This is a genomic window from Saezia sanguinis (assembly GCF_003991585.1).
Classification (GTDB): domain Bacteria; phylum Pseudomonadota; class Gammaproteobacteria; order Burkholderiales; family Burkholderiaceae_C; genus Saezia; species Saezia sanguinis.
Genome location: NZ_PQSP01000001.1, coordinates 100,269 through 120,407 on the forward strand (window position 1 = coordinate 100,269; position 20,139 = coordinate 120,407).

The following is a 20,139-nucleotide window of genomic DNA, read 5'->3' on the forward strand; positions in this document are numbered from 1 at the left end:
AATACTTTGATTTTAATACGAAATTTCCGAATCGACCATTCCCTGATGGCGCAGTAGCGCATTTATGCTGGGTTCGCGTCCCCGGAACGCTTTAAATGACGCCATTGCCGGGCGGGAACCGCCTTGTTCTAGAATCTCGCGGCGGTAGCGTAATCCGGTCTGCGGATCAACGATCTGCCCGTTCTTTTGGGCCTGTTCTTCAAAAGCGGCATAGGCATCCGCAGAGAGAACTTCAGCCCATTTGTAGCTGTAATAGCCGGCTGCGTAGCCTCCTGCGAAGATATGCGAGAAGCTGTTTTGAAAGCGGTTGTACCCAGGCGGAATCATGACGGCCACTTCCTGTCTGACTTCGTCGAGCAGTTGCTGCACAGTCTGGGTCGCAGGGTCGTAGCTGGCGTGCAGCAGCATATCAAACAATGAAAACTCGATTTGGCGTACCGTTTGCATGCCGCTTTGGAAATTTTTGGCCGCCAGCATTTTTTCATAAAGTGCCCGCGGCAGGGCTTCCCCGGTATCGACATGGGCAGTAATGTGTTTGAGCACGTCCCATTCCCAGCAGAAGTTTTCCATGAACTGACTGGGCAGTTCGACTGCATCCCACTCGACGCCGGAGATTCCGGATACGTCCAGTTCATTGATTTGCGTCAGCATGTGATGCAGTCCATGGCCGAATTCGTGAAACGTGGTGATGACGTCATCATGCGTCAGCAAGGGCGGTTTGCCATCAATGCCACTGGCGAAGTTGCATACCAACTGGGCTACCGGGGTTTGCAGTTGTCCGTTGTCCGGGCGCAACCAGCGGCCACGCACGTCATCCATCCAGGCGCCTCCCCGTTTGCCCTGGCGCGCGGCCAGATCAGTGTAAAACTGCCCAATCAACTGGCCATTGCGTTCGATCCGGTACAGTTGAACGTGCGAGTCCCAGGTTTGCTGAGCTGCCGCTGTTTGGTCTTCTGTGATCTGGACATCAAAAAGTGTTTGAACAATGTGGAACAACCCGGCCATGACTTTGGGCTGCGGGAAGTAGGCCTTGACTTCCTGCTCAGAAAACGCGTAACGTGCTTCCTTGAGTTTTTCGCTTGCGTAGGCACTGTCCCATGCCTGCAATGCTTCGATGCCCAATTGTGTATGGGCAAATTCGCGCAATTCTTTCAGGTCTTTCTGGGCATAGGGGCGGGCTTTTGAGGCCAGTTCACGCAGGAAGCTGATGACCTGCTGAGGGCTTTCCGCCATTTTCATGGCCAGGGATACTTCCCCATAATTGGCATACCCCAGCAGTTGCGCCTCTTCCTGCCGCAATGCAACAATCTGATTGATCAGCGCGGTGTTGTCATAACGCGTATCGCCTTTGTCAGAGGCACGGGTCACATAGGCTTTGTAAAGTGTTTCGCGCAGGGCCCGGTTGTCTGCATACTGCATGACCGGGATGTATACCGGGGGTTGCAGGCTCAGGCGCAGGCCGGTCTGGCCTTTGTCCTGTGCGGCCTGCCGCATGGCACTCAGCACGTCCGGTGGAACGCCCTGAAGTTCATCTTCAGAGACATACATTTCCCATGCATCGGTTGCATCCAGCAGGTTTTCGGAAAAGCGCTGGGTCAGTTGCGCCATTTCTTCCTGAATCTGGGCAAAGCGCTGTTTGGCTTCACCCTGCAGTTCCGCGCCGGAAAGCACAAACCCCTTCAAGGCCAGCTCAAGCGCGCGTTTTTGTGCCGCATTCATCTGTGTGTAACCATCGGACTGGCGAATGGCTTTGTATTTGGCAAACAGCCGTTCATCCTGTCCTAAGCTGGTCCAGAATTCGGTGATTTTGGGCAGCTCGCTGTTGACAGCCTGGCGCAGTTCGGGCGTGTCTTTGACGGCTTTGAGATGGCTGACGGCACTCCAGGCACGGCTCAGTCTTTCGGTATGGACGTCAAGCACTTGAGAAATGCCATTCCAGGTGGCAGGCGTATCGTCGCTGACCGCACGGGCCAACGCGGCCTGGGCTTTTTGCAACAGATCATCAATGGCCGGAACAACATGCTCAGGCCGGATATCTGCAAAACGGGGCAGGTCGGAAAAATCGAGCAAGGGATTCTGGGGGGAATTTTGAATGTCTGCTGAAGCGCTCATACCGTTGCGGTTCCTTGTTGAATGGGCATGGGAAACAAGCGGTTCCCATGCATATATGCCTTTATTGGTTTGCTTTTAGCCGGTGCTGTGCCGATTCAATCGTATTGACCAGCAGCATGGTGATGGTCATTGGCCCAACCCCTCCGGGAACGGGAGTGATCCAGCCGGCAACCTCCTTGACGCTGTCGTAATCCACATCGCCACACAGTTTACCTGTTTCATCACGATTCATCCCCACATCAATGACCACAGCACCCGGTTTGACCATGTCTGCCGTGATCAGTTTGGCTTTACCCACTGCTGCAACGATGATGTCGGCATCTTTGGTGAAGTGCGACAAATCCGGCGTAGCACTGTGACAGATGGTGACGGTTGCGCTTTTTTCAAGCAGCATCAGTGCCATGGGCTTGCCGACGATGTTGGAGCGGCCGATGACAACAGCATGTTTGCCTTTGATCGGGTAGCCGATGGACTTGAGCATTTCCATGCAGCCAGCCGGTGTGCAGGGGCGAAAACCTGTCAGCCCCGTTAACAGCGCACCGGCACTGGCGACGTGAAAGCCGTCGACGTCTTTTTGCGGCGAAATGGCTTCGATGACCTTGTGTGCATCAATGTGCTTCGGTAGGGGCAGTTGGACCAGAATGCCGTCAATATCTGCCGCAGCATTCAGCCGCGCGATATGTTGCAACAGTTCGGTTTCGGTAATAGTTTGCGGATAGCGCTCCAGTACCGAGTGAATACCTGTTTGCTCACATGCTTTGACTTTGTTGGCCACGTACACCTGTGAGGCCGGATTGTCTCCGACCAGAATCACTGCCAGCCCCGGCTGATGGCCGGCCTGGGTCAGTTGTTGTGCCTGGCTGGTAATTTGCCCGCGCAGTTGTTGAGCTAATGCTTTTCCGTCGATGATTTGTGCAGTCATGTGATGTGCCGTAATGGAAGTTGTCAAAAATATGGAACGCACTTGCTCAAATGCCTGGCAGCAGATGGGAAAGTGCGTTCAGTTCAACCTGCCAAAGGCCTCTGGGGCCGGCAGGCTGGTTGTTAGCTGGGTTTATTGGCCAATACCACTTTCAGCAGGTCAGCCACGGTGTTGGCGCTCAATTTTTCCATGATGTTGGCGCGGTGCGCTTCCACCGTTTTGATGCTGATGCCAAGGTCGTCAGCAATCTGTTTGTTCAGCCGGCCGGCAACAATGCGTTCAAGCACCTGGGCTTCGCGTGATGTCAGGCGGGAGAGCAGCGCTTCGCGGGTGGCGGCTTCCTGTTGTGCGGCAAATGCCGTCAAAGCCTGCTCCTGCATGCGTTGAATCAAGGGAATCAGCTCTTCTTCATTAAAAGGCTTTTGAATGAAGTCAACCGCGCCTTTTTTCATGGTTTCCACTGCCATGGGAACATCGCCATGACCTGTGATGAATGTCAGGGGAATCGGGTGGTTCATTTCGATGAGCTTGTTTTGCAGGTCCAGGCCACTCATGCCATTCATACGGATGTCGGCAATCAGGCAGGCGACTTCTTTGGGGTCAAAACGTGCGAGAAAGGTTTCCGCACTTTCAAAACTTCGTACACGAAATCCCTGGCTTTCTAACAACCACTGCAGAGAATCACGAACGGCTTCATCATCATCAACGACGTATACAATGCCTTTTTTTTGGGTCATGGTGCCTCATCCGTAAAAAGGTTGGAATGTAAAATGGAATCATGCTGAATGGCTGTGTACTCTTGCGTAGTCGGTAAAGAGAACGCGAAACGACAGCCTGTCAACTGATTCTGTTGGTATAAATTTTCAATCCGCAGCCGACCACCATGTGATTCTATGATGGAGCGGCATAAGTTCAAACCAATACCCAATCCGTTGTTTTTGGTTGTGTAAAAGGCCTCAAACATATGCTCTAGTGTATCAGGGGCGATTCCGGTGCCGGTGTCGCTGACGCTAAACTCTACTGCTTTAATGGTTCCTTTGTCGGAGCTCCGCTTGACCTGAAGATCAATTCGCCGTTGTTCCGGCGGACGTTGCGCCTGTTCGATGGCTTCTGTGGCGTTGCGGATCAGGTTCAGCAGGACCTGTTCGATCAGAATGGGGTCGACAACCAGAGCGGGCAAATCGCTGTCAACCTCCACATGCAACTGGATGTTGCGGCGGCGCGCATCAATTTCAGAGAGTTCCTGTACGTTTTCGATGATGTCGTCTATTGGCGATAGGGTACGGTTCGGGTCGCTCTTTTTGACAAAGGAGCGGATACGCTGAATCACCAGCCCGGCCCGCAATGCCTGTTTGGAGGTTTTTTCGAGCGTAGCAATCAGGTCCTGCTGCGGCAGGATGTCTTGTTTAATGCGGCTGATCAGGCCGGTACAGTAGTTGCTGATGGCGGTCAGGGGCTGGGTCAGCTCATGGGCCAGCGAAGAGGCCATTTCACCCATGGTGGTCAGCCGGTTGGCATCCTGCGCGCGTGCGGCCTGAATGGCGGCCTGCTCCTGGGCACGGTGGCGTTCAGTGATGTCGGTGGCAATCAGCATCTGCGCCAGGCGGCCGTCCACCCAGGGCAGGTAGCGGCTGCGGACTTCGACCCAGCGGTTAATTGACGCTACATAAATCTCATTGTATTTTTTGCTGTAATCGAGCAGGTCTTCTTTGGGTAGGCCGGCAAATTCATCCACCCCGTCATCTTCGGCAACTTCCTCAATAACGGCAGAACGGTTGGCTTCGCCGGCCAAAATGAAATGCCCGCGTGCATCATTGCCAAACAGGTGGCGGTAAGAACGGTTGGCAAACAGCAGTTCCTGTGAGCCGACGGCAACCACCGAGATGGCGGAGTCCAGCGCCTCAAGAACTGTGGTAAAGCGCTGCCCTGTCAGCGACAGTTCTTCCCGGATGCGTTTGGCCTCGGAAATGTCGGTCACCGCGGTCATCCATCCTGTATGGTGGCCTTGCCCGTCAATGAGCGGGGAGACATAAAGGCGCGCATAAAACAATTCACCATTGCGGCGCTGGAGCTGTACTTCGTAGCCGGTTGCCAGCGGGGTGCCGGATATTTCATCCTGTATGGTTTCGTGCAGTTCGTCCAGGTTATGCTGGGGCCAGTAAGGGTAGGGTGGCATGCACCCGACCAGCGCCTCTTCGCTGTAACCGGTCATGCGGCAAAACGCCGGGTTGACATAGGTGATCCGCCCGGTCATATCCAGCGTTCGCATGCCTGTGACCATGGAGTTTTCCATGGCACGGCGGAAATTGGTTTCCTGCTGCATGGCCCGCTGCACTTTGATGCGCTGGTGGGTGTGGCGCCAGTTCAGTAGCAGCAACGTGACAATGAAGAAACACAGGCACACGGCAAACCAGAACAGCACGCTGGCTGCCAGCGTCTGCGAGGCACGAATGTGCTGCACGTAAACCATCAACTGTTTGCCAACCGGCCCTATGGCAACGCCGTAACTTGGCGGCTGGTTGTGCTTTCTTTCATACAGCGTGCGTGCATTGGGGTTGGTGGTTGCCAGAATTTTGTCGTTTTCACCCTGGAACCAGATGGTGGAGTACAGCGATATTTCTGCCGGTATCTGGCTGCGCAGCAAACGGTCCAGGTCGTAAGTGGCGGTCAGAATGCCCTGCGGGTGGCGGTTATTTGGAATCAAGACACTGCTGTTCATTGTGGCAGCCGTGTCAGGGGATAATATTTCAGGCGTACTGTAAAAGAACGGCAGGCGTATGATGGTAGAGGTGGCCGATGAGTTCTGCTGCACAGAGGAAATGCCTGCGGCATTGATATGCTGAACACTTTCCGGAACAGCCGTGTTTTCCGTCAGATGGTAGCTGTAAATCTGGCCAGCGTTCAGATCGTGCCAGTAGAGTGCAATAATCTCAGGATGATCTGCCATGAACACAGGCGCCAGATCTGTCAATGTAGCGGCTTTATCTCTGGTTCGGCTGATATCGGTTGCCATGCTTTGCAGGCTGTCTTCATTGCCGATCAGGCGCAGGCGGATCTGCTGCTGGATGGTTTCTGCACTTTGCCGTGTGGTGACCAGTTCTCTTTCCCGTTCCTCATTGTTAAGGTACCAGAATGTCAGCATGATCACAATGAAAAAGATAATCACTGCCAGCAAGGGGGTCAGCGCAATGATTCTGTCCTGTTTGTTGGACGACAGATTAGTCCACCAGTGCAACCAGTTGGATGGTTTGGGTGTGGTGGCTGTTTCTGGTGAATCGGTGGGTGTATCGGACATGAGGGGGAAAGTGTTCCAGTCGCGGTGTCTGCATATTGTAGGATAGCACGGATATGAATTTCATAAATTTCACAATATGAAAATATATATCATAATTTGAAATATTGAGGATAGGATATTCAAAACTGGTTTATGATTGGCAGATCGCCAGATCTGGTAACCATAAGTCGCAGCTTCTGGCATCAACAAGTGTTCCACACCCTATAAATGTGGGACCTACCAAAATATAGGAGAGGTGGCAATGTCGGCAATCCCAGAATATATTCTAGGCGCTGGAGCGGGCAAGGACGAAGATCCAACAGAAACCCGTGAATGGCTTGAGGCAATGGCAGCAGTCATTGAAAGTGAAGGCAAAGAACGTGCGCATTTTCTGCTGGAGCAGATGCTGGAAGAAGCCAGGCAGCACGGCATTGATCTGCCTTTTTCAGCAACAACCGGTTATGTGAATACGATTGAGCCCGAAAACGAAGAAAAGTCTCCGGGTAATCTTTTTCTGGAAGGCCGCCTGCGTGCCTACATGCGCTGGAACGCCATGGCGATGGTGGTCAAAGCCAACCGCCTGCATCCGGAAGATGGCGGTGACCTGGGCGGGCATATTTCTTCCTATGCGTCGGTTGCGACGATGTTTGAAACCGGTTTCAACCATTTCTGGCATGGCGACCAGGATGGCAATGGCGGCGACCTGCTGTATTTTCAGGGCCACTCCGCTCCGGGGGTGTATGCCCGCGCGTTTCTGGAAGGGCGTTTGAGCGAAGAAAACCTGCTGAACTTCCGCCAGGAAGTGCATGGCAAAGGGTTGTCGAGCTACCCGCATCCCAAGCTGATGCACAATTTCTGGCAGTTCCCGACGGTGTCCATGGGGCTGGGCCCGATCATGGCAATTTACCAGGCGCGTTTCCTCAAATACCTGCATGCGCGCGGCATTGCGGATACATCCAAGCGCAAGGTCTGGGTATTTTGCGGTGACGGTGAAATGGACGAGCCTGAATCCCGTGGTGCTATCGGGCTGGCTGCACGTGAAGGGCTGGATAACCTGATTTTTGTCATCAACTGCAACCTGCAGCGTCTGGATGGCCCGGTGCGCGGCAATGGCAAAATCATTCAGGAACTGGAAGGTGAGTTCCGTGGTGCCGGCTGGAACGTGCTCAAGTTGATTTGGGGCAGTTACTGGGACCCGCTGCTGGCGCGCGATAAAGACGGCGCTTTGCGCAAGCTGATGATGGATACCAATGATGGTGAATATCAGGCCTGCAAAGCCAATGATGGCGCTTATGTGCGCAAGCACTTCTTTGGCAAGGACCCGCGGACCTTGAAGATGGTGGAGCACATGAGTGATGATGCCATCTGGAGCCTGCAGCGTGGGGGGCATGATCCGCGCAAAGTGTATGCAGCTTTTGCCAGAGCCAGCAAGCATGTCGGGCAGCCGACGGTACTGCTGGTGAAAACCATCAAAGGTTACGGCATGGGTAAGAGCGGTGAGGGTAAAAACATTGCGCACCAGGTGAAGAAGCTCACGGACTTTGATATCAAGGCTTTCCGCGATCGCTTTAACATTCCGGTGCCGGATGAAAAAATTTCTGAAATTCCATTTTGCAAGCCGGAAGAAAATACGCCGGAGATGGAGTATCTGCATTCACGCCGCAAAAACCTTGGAGGATATTTGCCAGAGCGCCGGACCAAGTCGGACGAAAGCTTTACGGTGCCATCCATGGATGCATTCAAGGCGGTGCTGGAGCCTTCTGGAGAAGGGCACTCCATTTCCACCACCCAGGCATTTGTACGTTTCCTGAACCAGTTGTTGCGTGACAAGGCCCTGGGCCCGCGTGTGGTGCCGATTCTGGTGGATGAGGCACGTACCTTCGGTATGGAAGGGTTGTTCCGCCAGATCGGTATTTACAACCCGGCAGGCCAGCAGTACACCCCGGTGGACCGTGACCAGGTGATGTATTACCGTGAAGATGTCGCCGGCCAGGTGCTGCAAGAGGGTATTAACGAAGCGGGTGGCACCAGTTCATGGATTGCCGCGGCCACATCGTATTCGTCCAACAACCGCATCATGCTGCCGTTCTATGTGTTTTATTCGATGTTCGGCTTCCAGCGGGTGGGAGACCTGATCTGGGCCGCGGGTGATATGCAGGCCAGGGGCTTTTTGCTGGGTGGCACTTCAGGCCGCACCACACTCAACGGCGAAGGGCTGCAACACGAAGACGGACACAGCCACATGATTGCTGCGACCGTACCGAACTGTGTCAGCTATGACCCGGCGTATGCACATGAAGTAGCCATCATCATGCATGATGGCCTGAAACGCATGGTGGAAAAACAGGACAATGTGTTTTACTACATCACGCTGCTCAATGAAAACTATGCACAGCCCGGGCTGAAACCAGGTACCGAAGAGCACATCATCAAAGGCATGTATCTGCTCGAAGAAGGCCAAGCGCCGAAGAAGGGTGCGCCCATGGTGAACCTGATGGGCTCAGGCTCCATCATGCGTGAATCGGTTGCAGCGAAAAAACTGCTCGAAGATGACTGGGGCATTGGCGCCAACCTGTGGAGCTGCCCGAGCTTTACCGAGCTGGCCCGTGATGGCCGTGCGGCAGAGCGCTGGAACATGTTGCATCCGGATCAGCCTGAGCGCCAGCCGTTTGTGACCGAGCAGTTGAGCGGACATGCCGGCCCGGTGGTGGCTTCGACCGACTATGTGCGTGCCTATCCGGAGCAGATCCGTGCGTTCCTGCCCCAGGGGCGTACGTTCAAGGTGCTTGGAACGGATGGCTTTGGCCGCAGTGATTTCCGTACCCGGCTGCGGGAGCATTTTGAGATCAACCGTCACTATATTGTGGTTGCCGCTTTGAAAGCGTTGGCAGAAGAAGGTACTTTGCCGGTGGCAAAGGTCACGGAAGCCATTCGCAAATATGGACTGGATACAGACAAACTGGATCCCTTGTACGCCTGATTCCTGTGATCAGTCAATCAATTCATAAGAAAGAGGCAAACAAATGGCAACAGTTGAAGTAAAAGTTCCTGATATTGGCGATTTCAAGGATGTCGCCATCATTGAAGTGCTGGTTAAACCCGGCGACCAGGTGCAAAAGGATCAAAGCCTGATCACGGTAGAGTCGGACAAGGCGTCGATGGAAATTCCGTCAGACACAGCCGGCACAGTCAAAGAGATGAAGGTCAAGCTGGGTGACAAGATCAGCCAGGGTTCGGTGGTTCTGACGCTGGAGGTCGCAGCAGACGCGGCCAAACCCGCTGAAACCAAAGCAGCAGCACCAACTACTCCGGCACCGGTGGCGGCTCCTGCTGCATCACCTGCTGCGCCGGCAGCCAGCGCAGTGGCAGAGCCTATTAACGTGAAAGTGCCTGATATTGGCGACTTCAAGGATGTGGCGGTGATTGAGGTGCTGGTCAAACCCGGCGATGAAATCAAAGTGGATCAAAGCCTGATCACAGTGGAATCGGACAAGGCATCGATGGAGATTCCATCGAGTGTGGCTGGAACGCTGAAGTCGCTGAATGTCAAGGTTGGCGATAAAGTCAATGCAGGCGATGTGATCGCAGTGGTTCAGGGCATTGCGTCAGCACCGCAGGCGGCGGCATCATCTGCGGCCGCTGCGCCAGCGCAGAATACCGCTGTGGCACCCAGTGCCGCGGTGCCAGCATCAGCGTCTGTGCCTGCGCATGATCCTTCATCAGTGGTTCCAGGCAAGCTGCCGCATGCTTCACCCTCTATCCGTAAAACAGCGCGTGAGCTGGGTGTGCCACTGGCTGAGGTGAAAGGTTCAGGTCTTAAGGGCCGCATTACCTTGCAGGATTTGCAAGGCTTTGTGCGCGGTGTGATGGATGGTTCGGTGCGTACCCAGGCACAGGCGGCCAAAGGCGGCAGTGGTGTCGGTATGGACCTGCTGCCATGGCCGGAGGTGGACTTTACCAAGTTTGGTGAAGTGGACCGTAAGCCGCTGTCGCGCATTAAAAAGATTTCAGGCGCCAATCTGCATCGCAACTGGGTGATGATTCCGCATGTGACCAACTGCGAAGATGCGGATATTACCGAACTGGAAGCATTCCGTGTGCAGTTGAACAAAGAGGCTGAAAAGTCCAAGAGCGCTGTCAAATATACATTGCTGGCATTTCTGATCAAGGCCAGTGTGGCCGCACTGAAGAAATTCCCGGAGTTCAATGCCAGCCTGCAGGGCGATGAGCTGGTGTACAAGAAGTATTTCAACATCGGGTTTGCGGCTGATACGCCCAATGGCCTGGTGGTGCCGGTGATCAAGAATGCCGACCAGAAAGGTCTGGCTGACATTGCGGCTGAAACTGCGGCACTGGCGGCCAAAGCCAGGGAAGGCAAAATTAGCCCGGCGGATATGAGCGGTGGCTGTTTCTCTATTTCGTCACTGGGCGGGTTTGGCGGTACTTACTTTACCCCCATCATCAATGCGCCTGAAGTGGCGATATTGGGCGTGTGCCGCTCGGCTACCCGGCCGGTGTGGGATGGCAAGGCATTCCAGCCCAGGCTGATTGTGCCGCTGTCGCTGTCGTATGACCATCGTGTGATCGATGGTGCATTGGCGGCCCGCTTCAACGCTTATCTGTCCGCAGTGCTGGCCGACTTCCGTCGTGTCTTGCTGTAACGAAAGGAGCAAAGACATGGCTACAGTTGAAGTGAAGGTACCGGATATTGGCGACTTTAAAGATGTCGCCATCATCGAAGTGCTGGTCAAGCCCGGCGACCAGGTGCAAAAAGACCAGAGCCTGATCACGGTGGAGTCGGACAAGGCGTCGATGGAGATTCCGTCAGACACAGCAGGCACGGTCAAAGAGATGAAGGTCAAGCTGGGTGACAAGGTCAACCAGGGTACCGTGATTTTGACGCTGGAGGCTGGTGCAGGTGCTGTGGCTACTACGTCAGCATCCGCAAAATCGGCAACCGAAAGCAAACCAGCTCCTGCCGCACCGGCAGCAGATACCACACCGGCGCCACAGGCAAGCAGTTATGCCGGAAGTGCCGACCTGGAATGCGATGTGATGGTGCTGGGTGGCGGGCCCGGCGGATATTCTGCGGCTTTCCGTGCGGCGGACCTGGGGCTGAGCACCGTGATTGTCGAGCGTTATCCGACGCTGGGCGGCGTGTGCCTGAATGTGGGCTGTATCCCATCCAAGGCGCTGCTGCATGTGGCTGCGGTGATGGATGAGGCCAAGCATCTGGAAAGCCTGGGTGTTGCTTTTGGCAACGCCAAGGTGGATATTGACAAGTTGCGCACGCATAAGTCTGCTGTTGTCGGCAAACTGACCGGCGGACTGGCGATGATGGCCAAGATGCGCAAGGTCACTGTGGTGCAGGGCAAGGGGCAACTGATTGACCCGAACCACATTCAGGTGGAACTGGCCGCAGGCGGGCAACAGACCATCCGGTTTAAAAAGGCGATCATTGCTGCCGGGTCTGAGGCGGTTAAACTGCCGTTTTTGCCCGATGACCCCAGGGTGGTAACGTCTACCGGTGCGCTGGAATTGCGCCAGGCACCCAAACGCATGCTGATCGTCGGTGGCGGCATCATCGGGCTGGAAATGGGCACGGTTTATTCCAGTACATTCGGCACCCGTCTGGACGTGGTGGAAATGCTCGATGGCCTGATGCAGGGCGCTGACCGCGATCTGGTCAAGGTCTGGCAGAAGATGAATGCACCGCGTTTTGACCATATCATGCTCAAGACCAAAACAGTGGGAGCCAAAGCCACAGCCAAAGGCATTGAGGTGACTTTTGAAGGCGAGGGTGCGCCTGAGCCGCAAACGTACGATCTGGTGTTGCAGGCCGTGGGGCGTAAGCCCAATGGTGCGGCCATTGGTGCGGACAAGGCAGGTGTCAAGGTTGGAGAGCGCGGGTTTATTGACGTCGACATCCAGATGCGCACCAATGTTTCCCACATCTTCGCCATTGGCGACATTGTGGGGCAGCCGATGCTGGCGCATAAGGCCGTGCATGAAGGGCATGTGGCTGCTGAGGTGATTGCCGGTGAACTCAAGGGTGATGACAAGCTGGCCAAGTCGGCTTTTGAGGCACGCGTGATCCCCAGCGTGGCGTATACCGACCCGGAAGTGGCCTGGGTGGGCCTGACCGAAGAGCAGGCCAAAGCACAAGGTATCAAGCTGAAAAAAGGCCTGTTCCCCTGGAGCGCATCAGGCCGTGCGATTGCCAATACGCGTGATGAAGGCTTTACCAAACTGTTGTTCAGCGAGGAAACGCATCAGATCGTCGGTGGCGGTATTGTTGGCACCCATGCCGGCGATATGATTGGTGAGATTGCGCTTGCCATTGAAATGGGCGCTGATGCCGTGGATATCGGGCACACCATTCACCCTCACCCGACCTTGGGAGAATCGCTGGGAATGGCTGCGGAAGTGGCAGAGGGCACTTGTACCGATATGCCGCCCAGCAAGCGTTAACATTAATAGTGTTAAAGGGTTCTTCTTGAGCCGTGTAAGTAAAAAGGAAGCAATTGCTTCCTTTTTTACGTTTTGGCGTGTATGCGGGCCATGCTGCTTAGGGCGTATTGCTTCTGCCGGTAATCCAGGAAAAAATCAGTAAAACAGCCACATAGCTTAACAATAGCGCGAGCAGGCACAAGGCAATCCACGCCGGGAGCAATACCCATAGCCAGGGCCATGGAATCAAGCCGAGTAATTTCAAAGCGATCAGTGCCAAGCCTGACAATCCTAACAAAGCAGCGATTGCTTTATAGAGCATAAGATCTCCCTGAACCATGTCCAGTGCGGTAGCGCTGAAAGGCTCCATTTATTCATGTATTTTCAGAAAGGATAAACCGTATTCTGAATGCATCTTTAGATGAATTTTTACATGTTTTTGGCATGAATTTTTGTTCTTAATCATGTTTTTATGACATGAATGGCATGGAGCCCGGCTTTTTATATTGATGTGGGAGAGGTTTCAAGAAAAAACAGGCCGCAGCACATCTGTACAGGCAGTTGCTGCCAGGTTGCTGGCATGAAAAGCAGGCAAAAGAAAAGCCGTATGCGCTTGCGCTGCACGTGCGGTCAGGCCGGCCGGGGAAATTTAAGATATGTGATGTGAGAAGGCTGCCGCTTTAACGCAGTTCAACGCGGCGGGCGCCGGTAAAGCGGGTATTCCAGTAGGTTGCCGTCATGTCTTCAATACGTATGCGCGAGCCGGTTCGGGGCGCATGAATGAATTTGTTGTCACCAACATAGATGCCGACATGGCTGTAAGTGCGGCGGTTGGTATTGAAGAATACCAGGTCTCCGGGTTGCAACTGTGTGCGGTTGATTTTTGTGGTGGCGGCTGCCTGTTCCGAGGTGCGGCGTGGCAGCGATTTGCCTGCTACCTGCAGATAAAGGGCCCGTACCAAACCGCTGCAATCAAAGCCGGTTGCCACATTGTTGCCACCGTAGCGGTAGGGAAGATTCAGATAATTGAAAGCCGAGTCTGCAATCATCTGGCGGGTATTGTCCGTTGTCAGAATGTTGCCGGTGTGAATCAGTGTTGCCAGCGGGTCTGTGCTTGCCGTACCTGCTTTGACATGGCTGATTTCTTTTTCTGCTGTGAGATGGTCAATGTCTTGACTAATAGATAACGATGCCACCTGTATTTGCTCTACTGGTGCTTCCTGTTGTGCAGGTTCGGGGGTGTTGAGCAGGGCTTGAACCTGCAGTAAACGTCCGATCGGATCCCCTTCTTCATCTGCCCAAGCGTGTGAACATGTGAAGAGTGTGCTGGTCAGCAAAACGATGAATTTGGAAGAGGATCTCATCATATACTATAAGTTAATGGTGTAACATGTTGTTGTCAATAGAGTTTTTCCGTTATTATTTGATTTGTAGGCTAAATGATACATCAAAATGCATATCTGAGTTGACAAATTCAATTTTCGATATTCGATCAGGGTTTAAGCTTGCTGTTACCCAGCCGTGAAAAGAAGATGAAAGCTGCTGGGACTCGTTGGCAGACATGTCAGCCCTTTATCTGGCGAAACTGCAACGCCTGCGGGTTGAGAATGGGTAGCGGCTTGCCTTCTGTGAAATTAACGATGTGATCGAACGCTGCGCAGAAATGGGTTTCGTAGCTTTCCTGGTCAACCGAACCGATGTGCGGTGTGCAGATGGTATTTTCCAGCCGCAGCAGTGCATGACCTTGCAGGATGGGCTCAGAATCAAACACATCCACCGCAGCAAGCCCTGGGCAGCCGCGGTTCAGGGCGCATACCAGTGCGTCTGTATCCACCAGTTCGGCATTGGCTGTGTTGACAAACAGGGAGGTGTTTTTCATCAGCGACAAGTCATCCAGCTTGACGATGCGCCGGTTGTTTTCTCCCAGCCGTAAGTGCAGGCTGAGAACGTCGCTTTCTTTGAACAGTTCTTCACGGGATTGCGCCACATCATGCCCGGCATCCGCCGCTTTTTTGCGGCTGGCGTCACTCCCCCAAACCAGTACATGCATGTTGAAGCACTTGCCGTAATGGGCCACCAGAGAGCCGATACGGCCATAGCCCCAGATGCCGAGTGTTTTGCCGGCTAACCTGCAACCCAGCGCAAAGTTGGCCGGCATGGCGGCGCGTTTTAAACCCGATTGCTGCCATCCGCCATGTTTGAGCATGCCAACGTACTGTGAAAGACGGCGCATGGCCGACATGATCAATGCCCAGGTGAACTCGGCTGTGGCGGTAGGAGATTCGTGACCTTCTATCACTGCAATACCGGCGCTGGTGCAGGCATCCAGATCAAGATGGGGGCCGACCAGACCGATCTGGATAATGAGTTTGAGTTTGGGGAGTTTTTCCAGAATCTGCCGGGTGATCTGAGTCCGGCCATGGTTCAGTACCAGAATATCGGCGTCCTTGAGACGAAAAACCAGTTGTGAAATGCCTTTAACATTGTTGGTGTAGACTTTGGCGCTGAATGGCTCGAGCCTGCTGGCGCATGCCAGCTTACGGATCGTATCTTGATAATCATCCAGGATCACAATATTCATGTCTACCAATTGTGCCTTGAAATGCAAAAGCCTGTATGACAAAAAGGGGTAATTTGTCATACTTTGGCGTTTTTTAGGTATTTCCAGAATATATCTGGTCTATCCAGGTGATTATATGCTGCTCCCTTGCGCAGCCAATGAATAGTCAAGCAGGGCACTGTTTTAAAGGCAGATTTTTTAGGGTGTGTGAGCACGATGCCCTGAATATTCAGTGAAAAAAAGCGCTGATCAGGCAAGGAGAGAGCCTGATAGCGCCAATCGGGGAGGGTAAGTTTTAAGCTGAAAGGGCAGATAGTTTCAAGACAGCTTCAATCAGTTGCCCGTGTCATGCATGCGGTTGAGCATGGAGCATACGTCGGCCATACGGCCGCTGAGTATCAAACGCTGTTGCCCGTTTTGCCGTGTGTCCTGCACACGCGTCTGGATCACTTTTAACGGTAAAGCCGGGGCCACTGTCTGCAACTGAATGGCCTGTTTGCCCCGCAGCTCCAGCGCTTGCCGGGCGCTCCATTGCGTACGCCGTTTATAGGCTGGGATCTGATATGAGGCGTGTTGAGCATCTGCTGTTGCATGAGAGTCTATGGATATGCTGTTTTCAGATGGGCCATTAAGCGCCGTGTTAAAAGCTGTTATTGCGGTTTTGAAATAAATGATGTTGCTTGCCATGTCCGATCTCCTGAAAAATCGAATGTGGCAGGATTTGAACAAAAAGCATTTGCATGCGTTTTGCTCGGGTGATGAAATTCAGAACCCGCAGGGTGCTTGCTGAAAAGAGCACGCCTGCCACCTGCCGGTTCTGTCCTGGATTGATCCAAGGAAACTGTTTGACGCTAGTTCTGTTTGAATGCCTTAATGACTGAGCTGGTTGCGGATCAGGCCTACGGCCAGCCCCTCAATGGCAAAGTCATTGGCCGAGGTGACAATGATCGGCTTGAAATCGGGGTTTTCCGGCAACAGCTCTATGCGCGAGGCTGAGCGGTGAAAGCGTTTGACGGTGACGTCGCCATCAATACGCGCAACCACGATTTGCCCCTCATGGGCCTGGGTGCTTCTTTTGACAGCCAGCAGATCACCTTCCATGATGCCGATATCGCGCATACTCATGCCGCGTACTTTCAGCAGGTAATCAGGCTTTTGGCTGAAAAGGTCTTCTTCCACGTAAAATGTATGTTCGATATGCTCTTGTGCCAGTATGGGGCTTCCGGCTGCGACGCGGCCTACCAATGGTAAAGCCAGCTTGCTGACAGCAGAGCGTAAGGAGTCCAGCGCTGATGAGGAGAGGGAGTCCACTGACTTAAGCCTGATACCGCGTGATGTGCCGCCAACCAGTTCAATAACGCCTTTGCGGGCCAGTGCCTGCAAATGGTCTTCCGCTGCATTGGGTGATTTAAAGCCAAATGCGGCAGCAATCTCGACCCGTGTCGGGGGAGCGCCGGTGGTGGCAATGGCCTGGCGGATCAGGTCCAGAATTTCCTGTTGTCGCGCGGTGAGTTTGGTGGATGCTGTCATACCCAGTCCTTAATTCATCTGTTTATTTATCCAGTAACTGTATTTTTATACAGATTTAAAAAAAATGCAAAAAATTCTTGTTTTGGCTACAGGGGGATCCATTGCCGGTACGGCAGGGGATCAGGGTGAAACCGTGCGTTATGTCTCGGCACAGCGCGGGGTGGATGAGCTGCTCAGTGGGCTTGCAGTCCCGGTCGGCCTGAAAATGGAAGCCCGCCAGTTGGTGCAGGTGGACAGCAAGGATATGAGTTTTGCCATATGGCGGCAGCTGGCTTTGAGCATTGAGCAGGCGTTGAAGCAACCTGATGTGAAAGGCATTGTGATCACGCATGGTACCGATACGCTGGAAGAGACAGCGTATTTTCTGCACCACGTGCTGCAGGCGCATAAGCCAGTGGTTCTGACGGCGGCGATGCGGCCGGCGACGGCTTTGGGGGCGGACGGGCCGGTGAATCTGGTGGATGCCATGACGCTCGCCGGGACTGACGGTGCCCATGGGGTGATGTGTGTGATGAACGGGCGGATCTTTGGTGCCGAAGATATCCGCAAGAGCCATACCTATCGGCTGGATGCATTTGCTGCGGGCGAGGCAGGCGCACTCGGTGCGCTTGAAGCGGGCCAGGTCCGTCAATGGCGTGCCTGGCCAGAGGCTACGCACAAAGCGGTGCAACCTGAAGATCTGCCCGAAGATGAGGGGCAATGGCCCTGGGTTGAGGTTGTTTTCAGTTGTGTCGGGGCGACCGGGGCGGCTGTGGATGCGTTGGTAAAACAGGGGGTGCGGGGCATTGTGGTTGCCGCAACTGGCAATGGCACCGTACACCAGGGGCTGTTGCCTTCTTTGAAAAAGGCGCAGCAGCAAGGGGTATTGGTGGTGCGTGCCGCACGCGTTGGAGACGGTGTGATTTTAGGCGATGACCCGGACGGAATTGTCAGGGCGGCCAATGTCACGCCAGTCAAAGCGCGGGTGCAGTTGATACTGGAGCTGCTGGGCCAGCATTGATATGCTCCGGGTTATGAGGGTATATAGGGGATATATAGAGGGTAGGGGTTGCTGATGCAGCGCTAGCAGAAAAAGGCTTGATTGTGAAGTGGAAAATCAGGATGGTTTTTGGGGTGTACCTTGAGAAATTTTGTTAAGATGTGTTGCAGAAAAATGAGACACCGGCTTTTTTGCACATTGTGATCATGTGAAAAGAATTTGCTTTGTGTGGGTGCCGTTGGGTATCGAGAAATGATACACCAGCGGAAAATTCAACTATTAGCCTGGTTTTTCATGAAAGAGGTTGCATCCGGAGGGTTCGCATAAAATAGGCAGAACTTTCCGGAGTTGCTTAGAACCTATTGGGTTATAGGTGTTTGTCGTCTGATTCGCTGTAACCATGACTGGTACGCGTTGTATTAACATGGAGGATTCATGTCCCGTCGAATTGCTTGGATTTTATTAGGGTTTGTTTTTGTCCTATTTGCGGGAGTTGCGCGTGCAGAGATGGTCAGTGTGTCTATCAAGGAGGCCAATCTGCGCAGTGGTCCGGGCTCCAACCATCCGGTTCAATGGAAAGTGATTCAAGGTTATCCGCTGGAAGTGGTAAAACGGCAGGGTAACTGGATTCAGGTTCGCGATTTTGAAAAAGATGTGTCGTGGATTTATGCCCAGTCGGTGAACAAATCACCTTATGTGATTGTGACCGGTGATACTGTCAACCTCAGAGCTACGCCTGCAACCTCAGCACGTATTGTTGACAAAGTGGAGTATGGCACGGTGATGGAAAGGCTTGGTTTGCAGGGCGGCTGGGTCAAAGTCCGTATTGGCGGTACAACCGGCTGGATTTCTGCCAACTATGTGTGGGGGTGGAAATAAGGGAACTCTGGTCAGCCAGCCTTGCAGGCAGGTTGCAATGATTGTTCTAGGTCAAAAAAGAGCCATAACAGGCTCTTTTTTTATGGCTGTTGGGTAGCAGAAATGATATGCTCAAGCTGGACAGGAGGACTCATGGGACATGAAAAGAACGAAAAAGCGCCATTTATTGTCAGAGGAAGCAGTCTGGGAAGTTGTGGCTACTTTCACCAACTGTGAAGGACGGGTCACATATGGCTCAGGGCAGTCCGCGATTGAAGCGGATGGGGATACGCTGCTCAATAAAAGCTGGGTGAACGGGCCTTACGGTAAGATTTATAACAATTACCGGTTTAAAAAGGTTTCCGAAAACGTTTATGAATATGAGTCTGACAATGTGTCTTTGGGAATACAGGTCGGAACCTTCCACGTGGTTCATGACTGCATATACTCCAAGTTTAAAATCAAGGACTCGATGTTGAACGGGTTTGAACTGGTGGTTAGAAGCGGCAGTACTTGCCATGTCAACGGCGCCTTGTATGATGAGGACCGTTTGGTCAATACCTGGAGTGGCACGATGAAAAAAATACCATCCGTGCCGGTGATAGAAACGCTGCAGTAATGGCATATGCGGGCGCCTGGGTGCCCGGGTGGGTGCGGCGGATGCTGAACACAATGAGCGGCAGCCTTGAAGGACCTGCTGCATTTCACCATGTGCGTGATGTTTTTCAACGGGAATAACAATGTCTTTTTCAATCCGTCTGGCCGAACTTGACGATGCCTATCAACTGCCTGCCGTTGAGCGCTCTGCCGGGCAGTTGTTTCGCACTGTTGCCGAACTGGCATGGATTGCCGATGACACGGTGATGTCTGTCCAGGCGCATCAGCAAAGCATTCTCAGGCGAACCTCCTGGGTGGCAGAATTGACTGATGTGACTGATGTGACTGATGTGACTGGTGGGGCGATTATCGGTTTTATCAGCGCCGAGCTGTTTGATGATGCGCTGCATATCTGGGAACTCTCGGTGCATGCGGATTACCAGAGGCAGGGAGTCGGGCGCGGCCTGGTTCATGCCGTGCTGGCCTATGCGCGTGAGCAGCAATTGAAAGCCGTGACCTTGACAACTTTTCAGGACGTACCCTGGAATGCGCCGTGGTATCAGCATTTGGGCTTTTTGATGGTGCCCAAGGATGAGTGGGGGCCTCGTCTGGAGGGTGTGCTGATGGCTGAGCAGGAACATGGGGTGCCGATTGAAAGGCGGTGCGCCATGCGTTATACGGTTTGATGTTTGAGCAAAGTGCTGTTGTTATTCTGCCGATCAGATGCTTCATATAAAATAAAATGCAAAGCGAAGTTTTCGATTCGGTGTCATAATCATCCAGTTAAACAACATAAACGCTCTGGGATTGGCTGCTGACCATGCTGGCTGTTGTCCTCAGGTGCGGAAGTCCTGATT

At 53.4% G+C, this 20,139-nt stretch carries 16 protein-coding genes; 7 read left to right on the forward strand and 9 right to left on the reverse strand.

Features of this window, described 5'->3' with window-relative positions:
* Nucleotides 1-12 precede the first annotated feature (12 nt).
* From CUZ56_RS00445 to CUZ56_RS00460, 4 genes are all read right to left on the reverse strand, one after another.
* Nucleotides 13-2,112 carry a M3 family metallopeptidase gene (locus tag CUZ56_RS00445; RefSeq protein ID WP_126977162.1) on the reverse strand — a complete coding sequence of 700 codons (2,100 nt, stop codon included), beginning with the start codon at nt 2,110-2,112 and terminating at the stop codon, nt 13-15.
* A 61-nt stretch (nt 2,113-2,173) separates the two neighbouring features.
* Nucleotides 2,174-3,034, reverse strand: coding sequence for a bifunctional methylenetetrahydrofolate dehydrogenase/methenyltetrahydrofolate cyclohydrolase FolD (gene folD / locus CUZ56_RS00450; RefSeq protein WP_126977165.1), 861 nt, complete (start codon nt 3,032-3,034; stop codon nt 2,174-2,176).
* Between the two features lie 122 nt (nt 3,035-3,156).
* Nucleotides 3,157-3,771, reverse strand: a complete 615-nt coding sequence (locus CUZ56_RS00455; protein ID WP_126977167.1) for a response regulator transcription factor — start codon at nt 3,769-3,771, stop codon at nt 3,157-3,159.
* Entirely contained in the window at nt 3,768-6,329 is a 2,562-nt protein-coding gene (locus CUZ56_RS00460) for a PAS domain-containing sensor histidine kinase (protein WP_126977169.1), read from the reverse strand. The genes CUZ56_RS00455 and CUZ56_RS00460 overlap by 4 nt, the downstream gene beginning before the upstream one ends.
* 241 nt (nt 6,330-6,570) lie before the next feature.
* On the opposite strand from CUZ56_RS00460, the gene aceE reads away from it, so the two are divergent.
* The 3 genes from aceE to lpdA are packed head-to-tail and all read left to right on the forward strand — an operon-like array spanning nt 6,571 to nt 12,779.
* Nucleotides 6,571-9,288 carry a pyruvate dehydrogenase (acetyl-transferring), homodimeric type gene (gene aceE / locus CUZ56_RS00465; RefSeq protein WP_126977171.1) on the forward strand — a complete coding sequence of 906 codons (2,718 nt, stop codon included), beginning with the start codon at nt 6,571-6,573 and terminating at the stop codon, nt 9,286-9,288.
* 43 nt (nt 9,289-9,331) lie between these two features.
* Nucleotides 9,332-10,969, forward strand: a complete 1,638-nt coding sequence (gene aceF, locus CUZ56_RS00470) for a dihydrolipoyllysine-residue acetyltransferase (RefSeq protein WP_126977173.1) — start codon at nt 9,332-9,334, stop codon at nt 10,967-10,969.
* Between the two features lie 16 nt (nt 10,970-10,985).
* Nucleotides 10,986-12,779, forward strand: a complete 1,794-nt coding sequence (lpdA, locus tag CUZ56_RS00475; protein WP_126977175.1) for a dihydrolipoyl dehydrogenase — start codon at nt 10,986-10,988, stop codon at nt 12,777-12,779.
* A 97-nt stretch (nt 12,780-12,876) separates the two neighbouring features.
* Here lpdA and CUZ56_RS00480 read toward each other — a convergent pair whose 3' ends face one another.
* From CUZ56_RS00480 to lexA, 5 genes are all read right to left on the reverse strand, one after another.
* A complete protein-coding gene (locus CUZ56_RS00480; protein ID WP_126977177.1) occupies nt 12,877-13,080 on the reverse strand; it encodes a hypothetical protein in 204 nt (67 codons plus the stop codon).
* A 358-nt stretch (nt 13,081-13,438) separates the two neighbouring features.
* Entirely contained in the window at nt 13,439-13,834 is a 396-nt protein-coding gene (locus CUZ56_RS00485) for a C40 family peptidase (RefSeq protein WP_239442008.1), read from the reverse strand.
* A 488-nt stretch (nt 13,835-14,322) separates the two neighbouring features.
* A complete protein-coding gene (locus CUZ56_RS00490) occupies nt 14,323-15,339 on the reverse strand; it encodes a D-2-hydroxyacid dehydrogenase family protein (protein WP_126977179.1) in 1,017 nt (338 codons plus the stop codon).
* A gap of 312 nt (nt 15,340-15,651) precedes the next feature.
* Nucleotides 15,652-16,005, reverse strand: coding sequence for a hypothetical protein (locus CUZ56_RS00495; protein WP_126977181.1), 354 nt, complete (start codon nt 16,003-16,005; stop codon nt 15,652-15,654).
* A gap of 183 nt (nt 16,006-16,188) precedes the next feature.
* The gene (lexA, locus tag CUZ56_RS00500; RefSeq protein ID WP_126977183.1) at nt 16,189-16,848 is read right to left on the reverse strand and encodes a transcriptional repressor LexA; all 660 of its coding nucleotides are present in this window, start codon (nt 16,846-16,848) and stop codon (nt 16,189-16,191) included.
* Between the two features lie 64 nt (nt 16,849-16,912).
* Here lexA and CUZ56_RS00505 point away from each other — a divergent pair, with 64 nt between their 5' ends.
* From CUZ56_RS00505 to CUZ56_RS00520, 4 genes are all read left to right on the forward strand, one after another.
* Nucleotides 16,913-17,848: an asparaginase gene (locus CUZ56_RS00505; protein WP_126977185.1), complete on the forward strand. Its 936-nt coding sequence runs from the start codon at nt 16,913-16,915 to the stop codon at nt 17,846-17,848.
* 414 nt (nt 17,849-18,262) lie between these two features.
* Nucleotides 18,263-18,706 (forward strand): SH3 domain-containing protein, encoded by a 444-nt coding sequence (locus CUZ56_RS00510; protein WP_126977187.1) that lies wholly within the window; start codon nt 18,263-18,265, stop codon nt 18,704-18,706.
* Between the two features lie 139 nt (nt 18,707-18,845).
* Nucleotides 18,846-19,304, forward strand: coding sequence for a hypothetical protein (locus CUZ56_RS00515; RefSeq protein ID WP_126977189.1), 459 nt, complete (start codon nt 18,846-18,848; stop codon nt 19,302-19,304).
* 121 nt (nt 19,305-19,425) lie between these two features.
* The gene (locus CUZ56_RS00520) at nt 19,426-19,968 is read left to right on the forward strand and encodes a GNAT family N-acetyltransferase (protein ID WP_126977191.1); all 543 of its coding nucleotides are present in this window, start codon (nt 19,426-19,428) and stop codon (nt 19,966-19,968) included.
* The last annotated feature ends 171 nt before the right edge of the window (nt 19,969-20,139 follow it).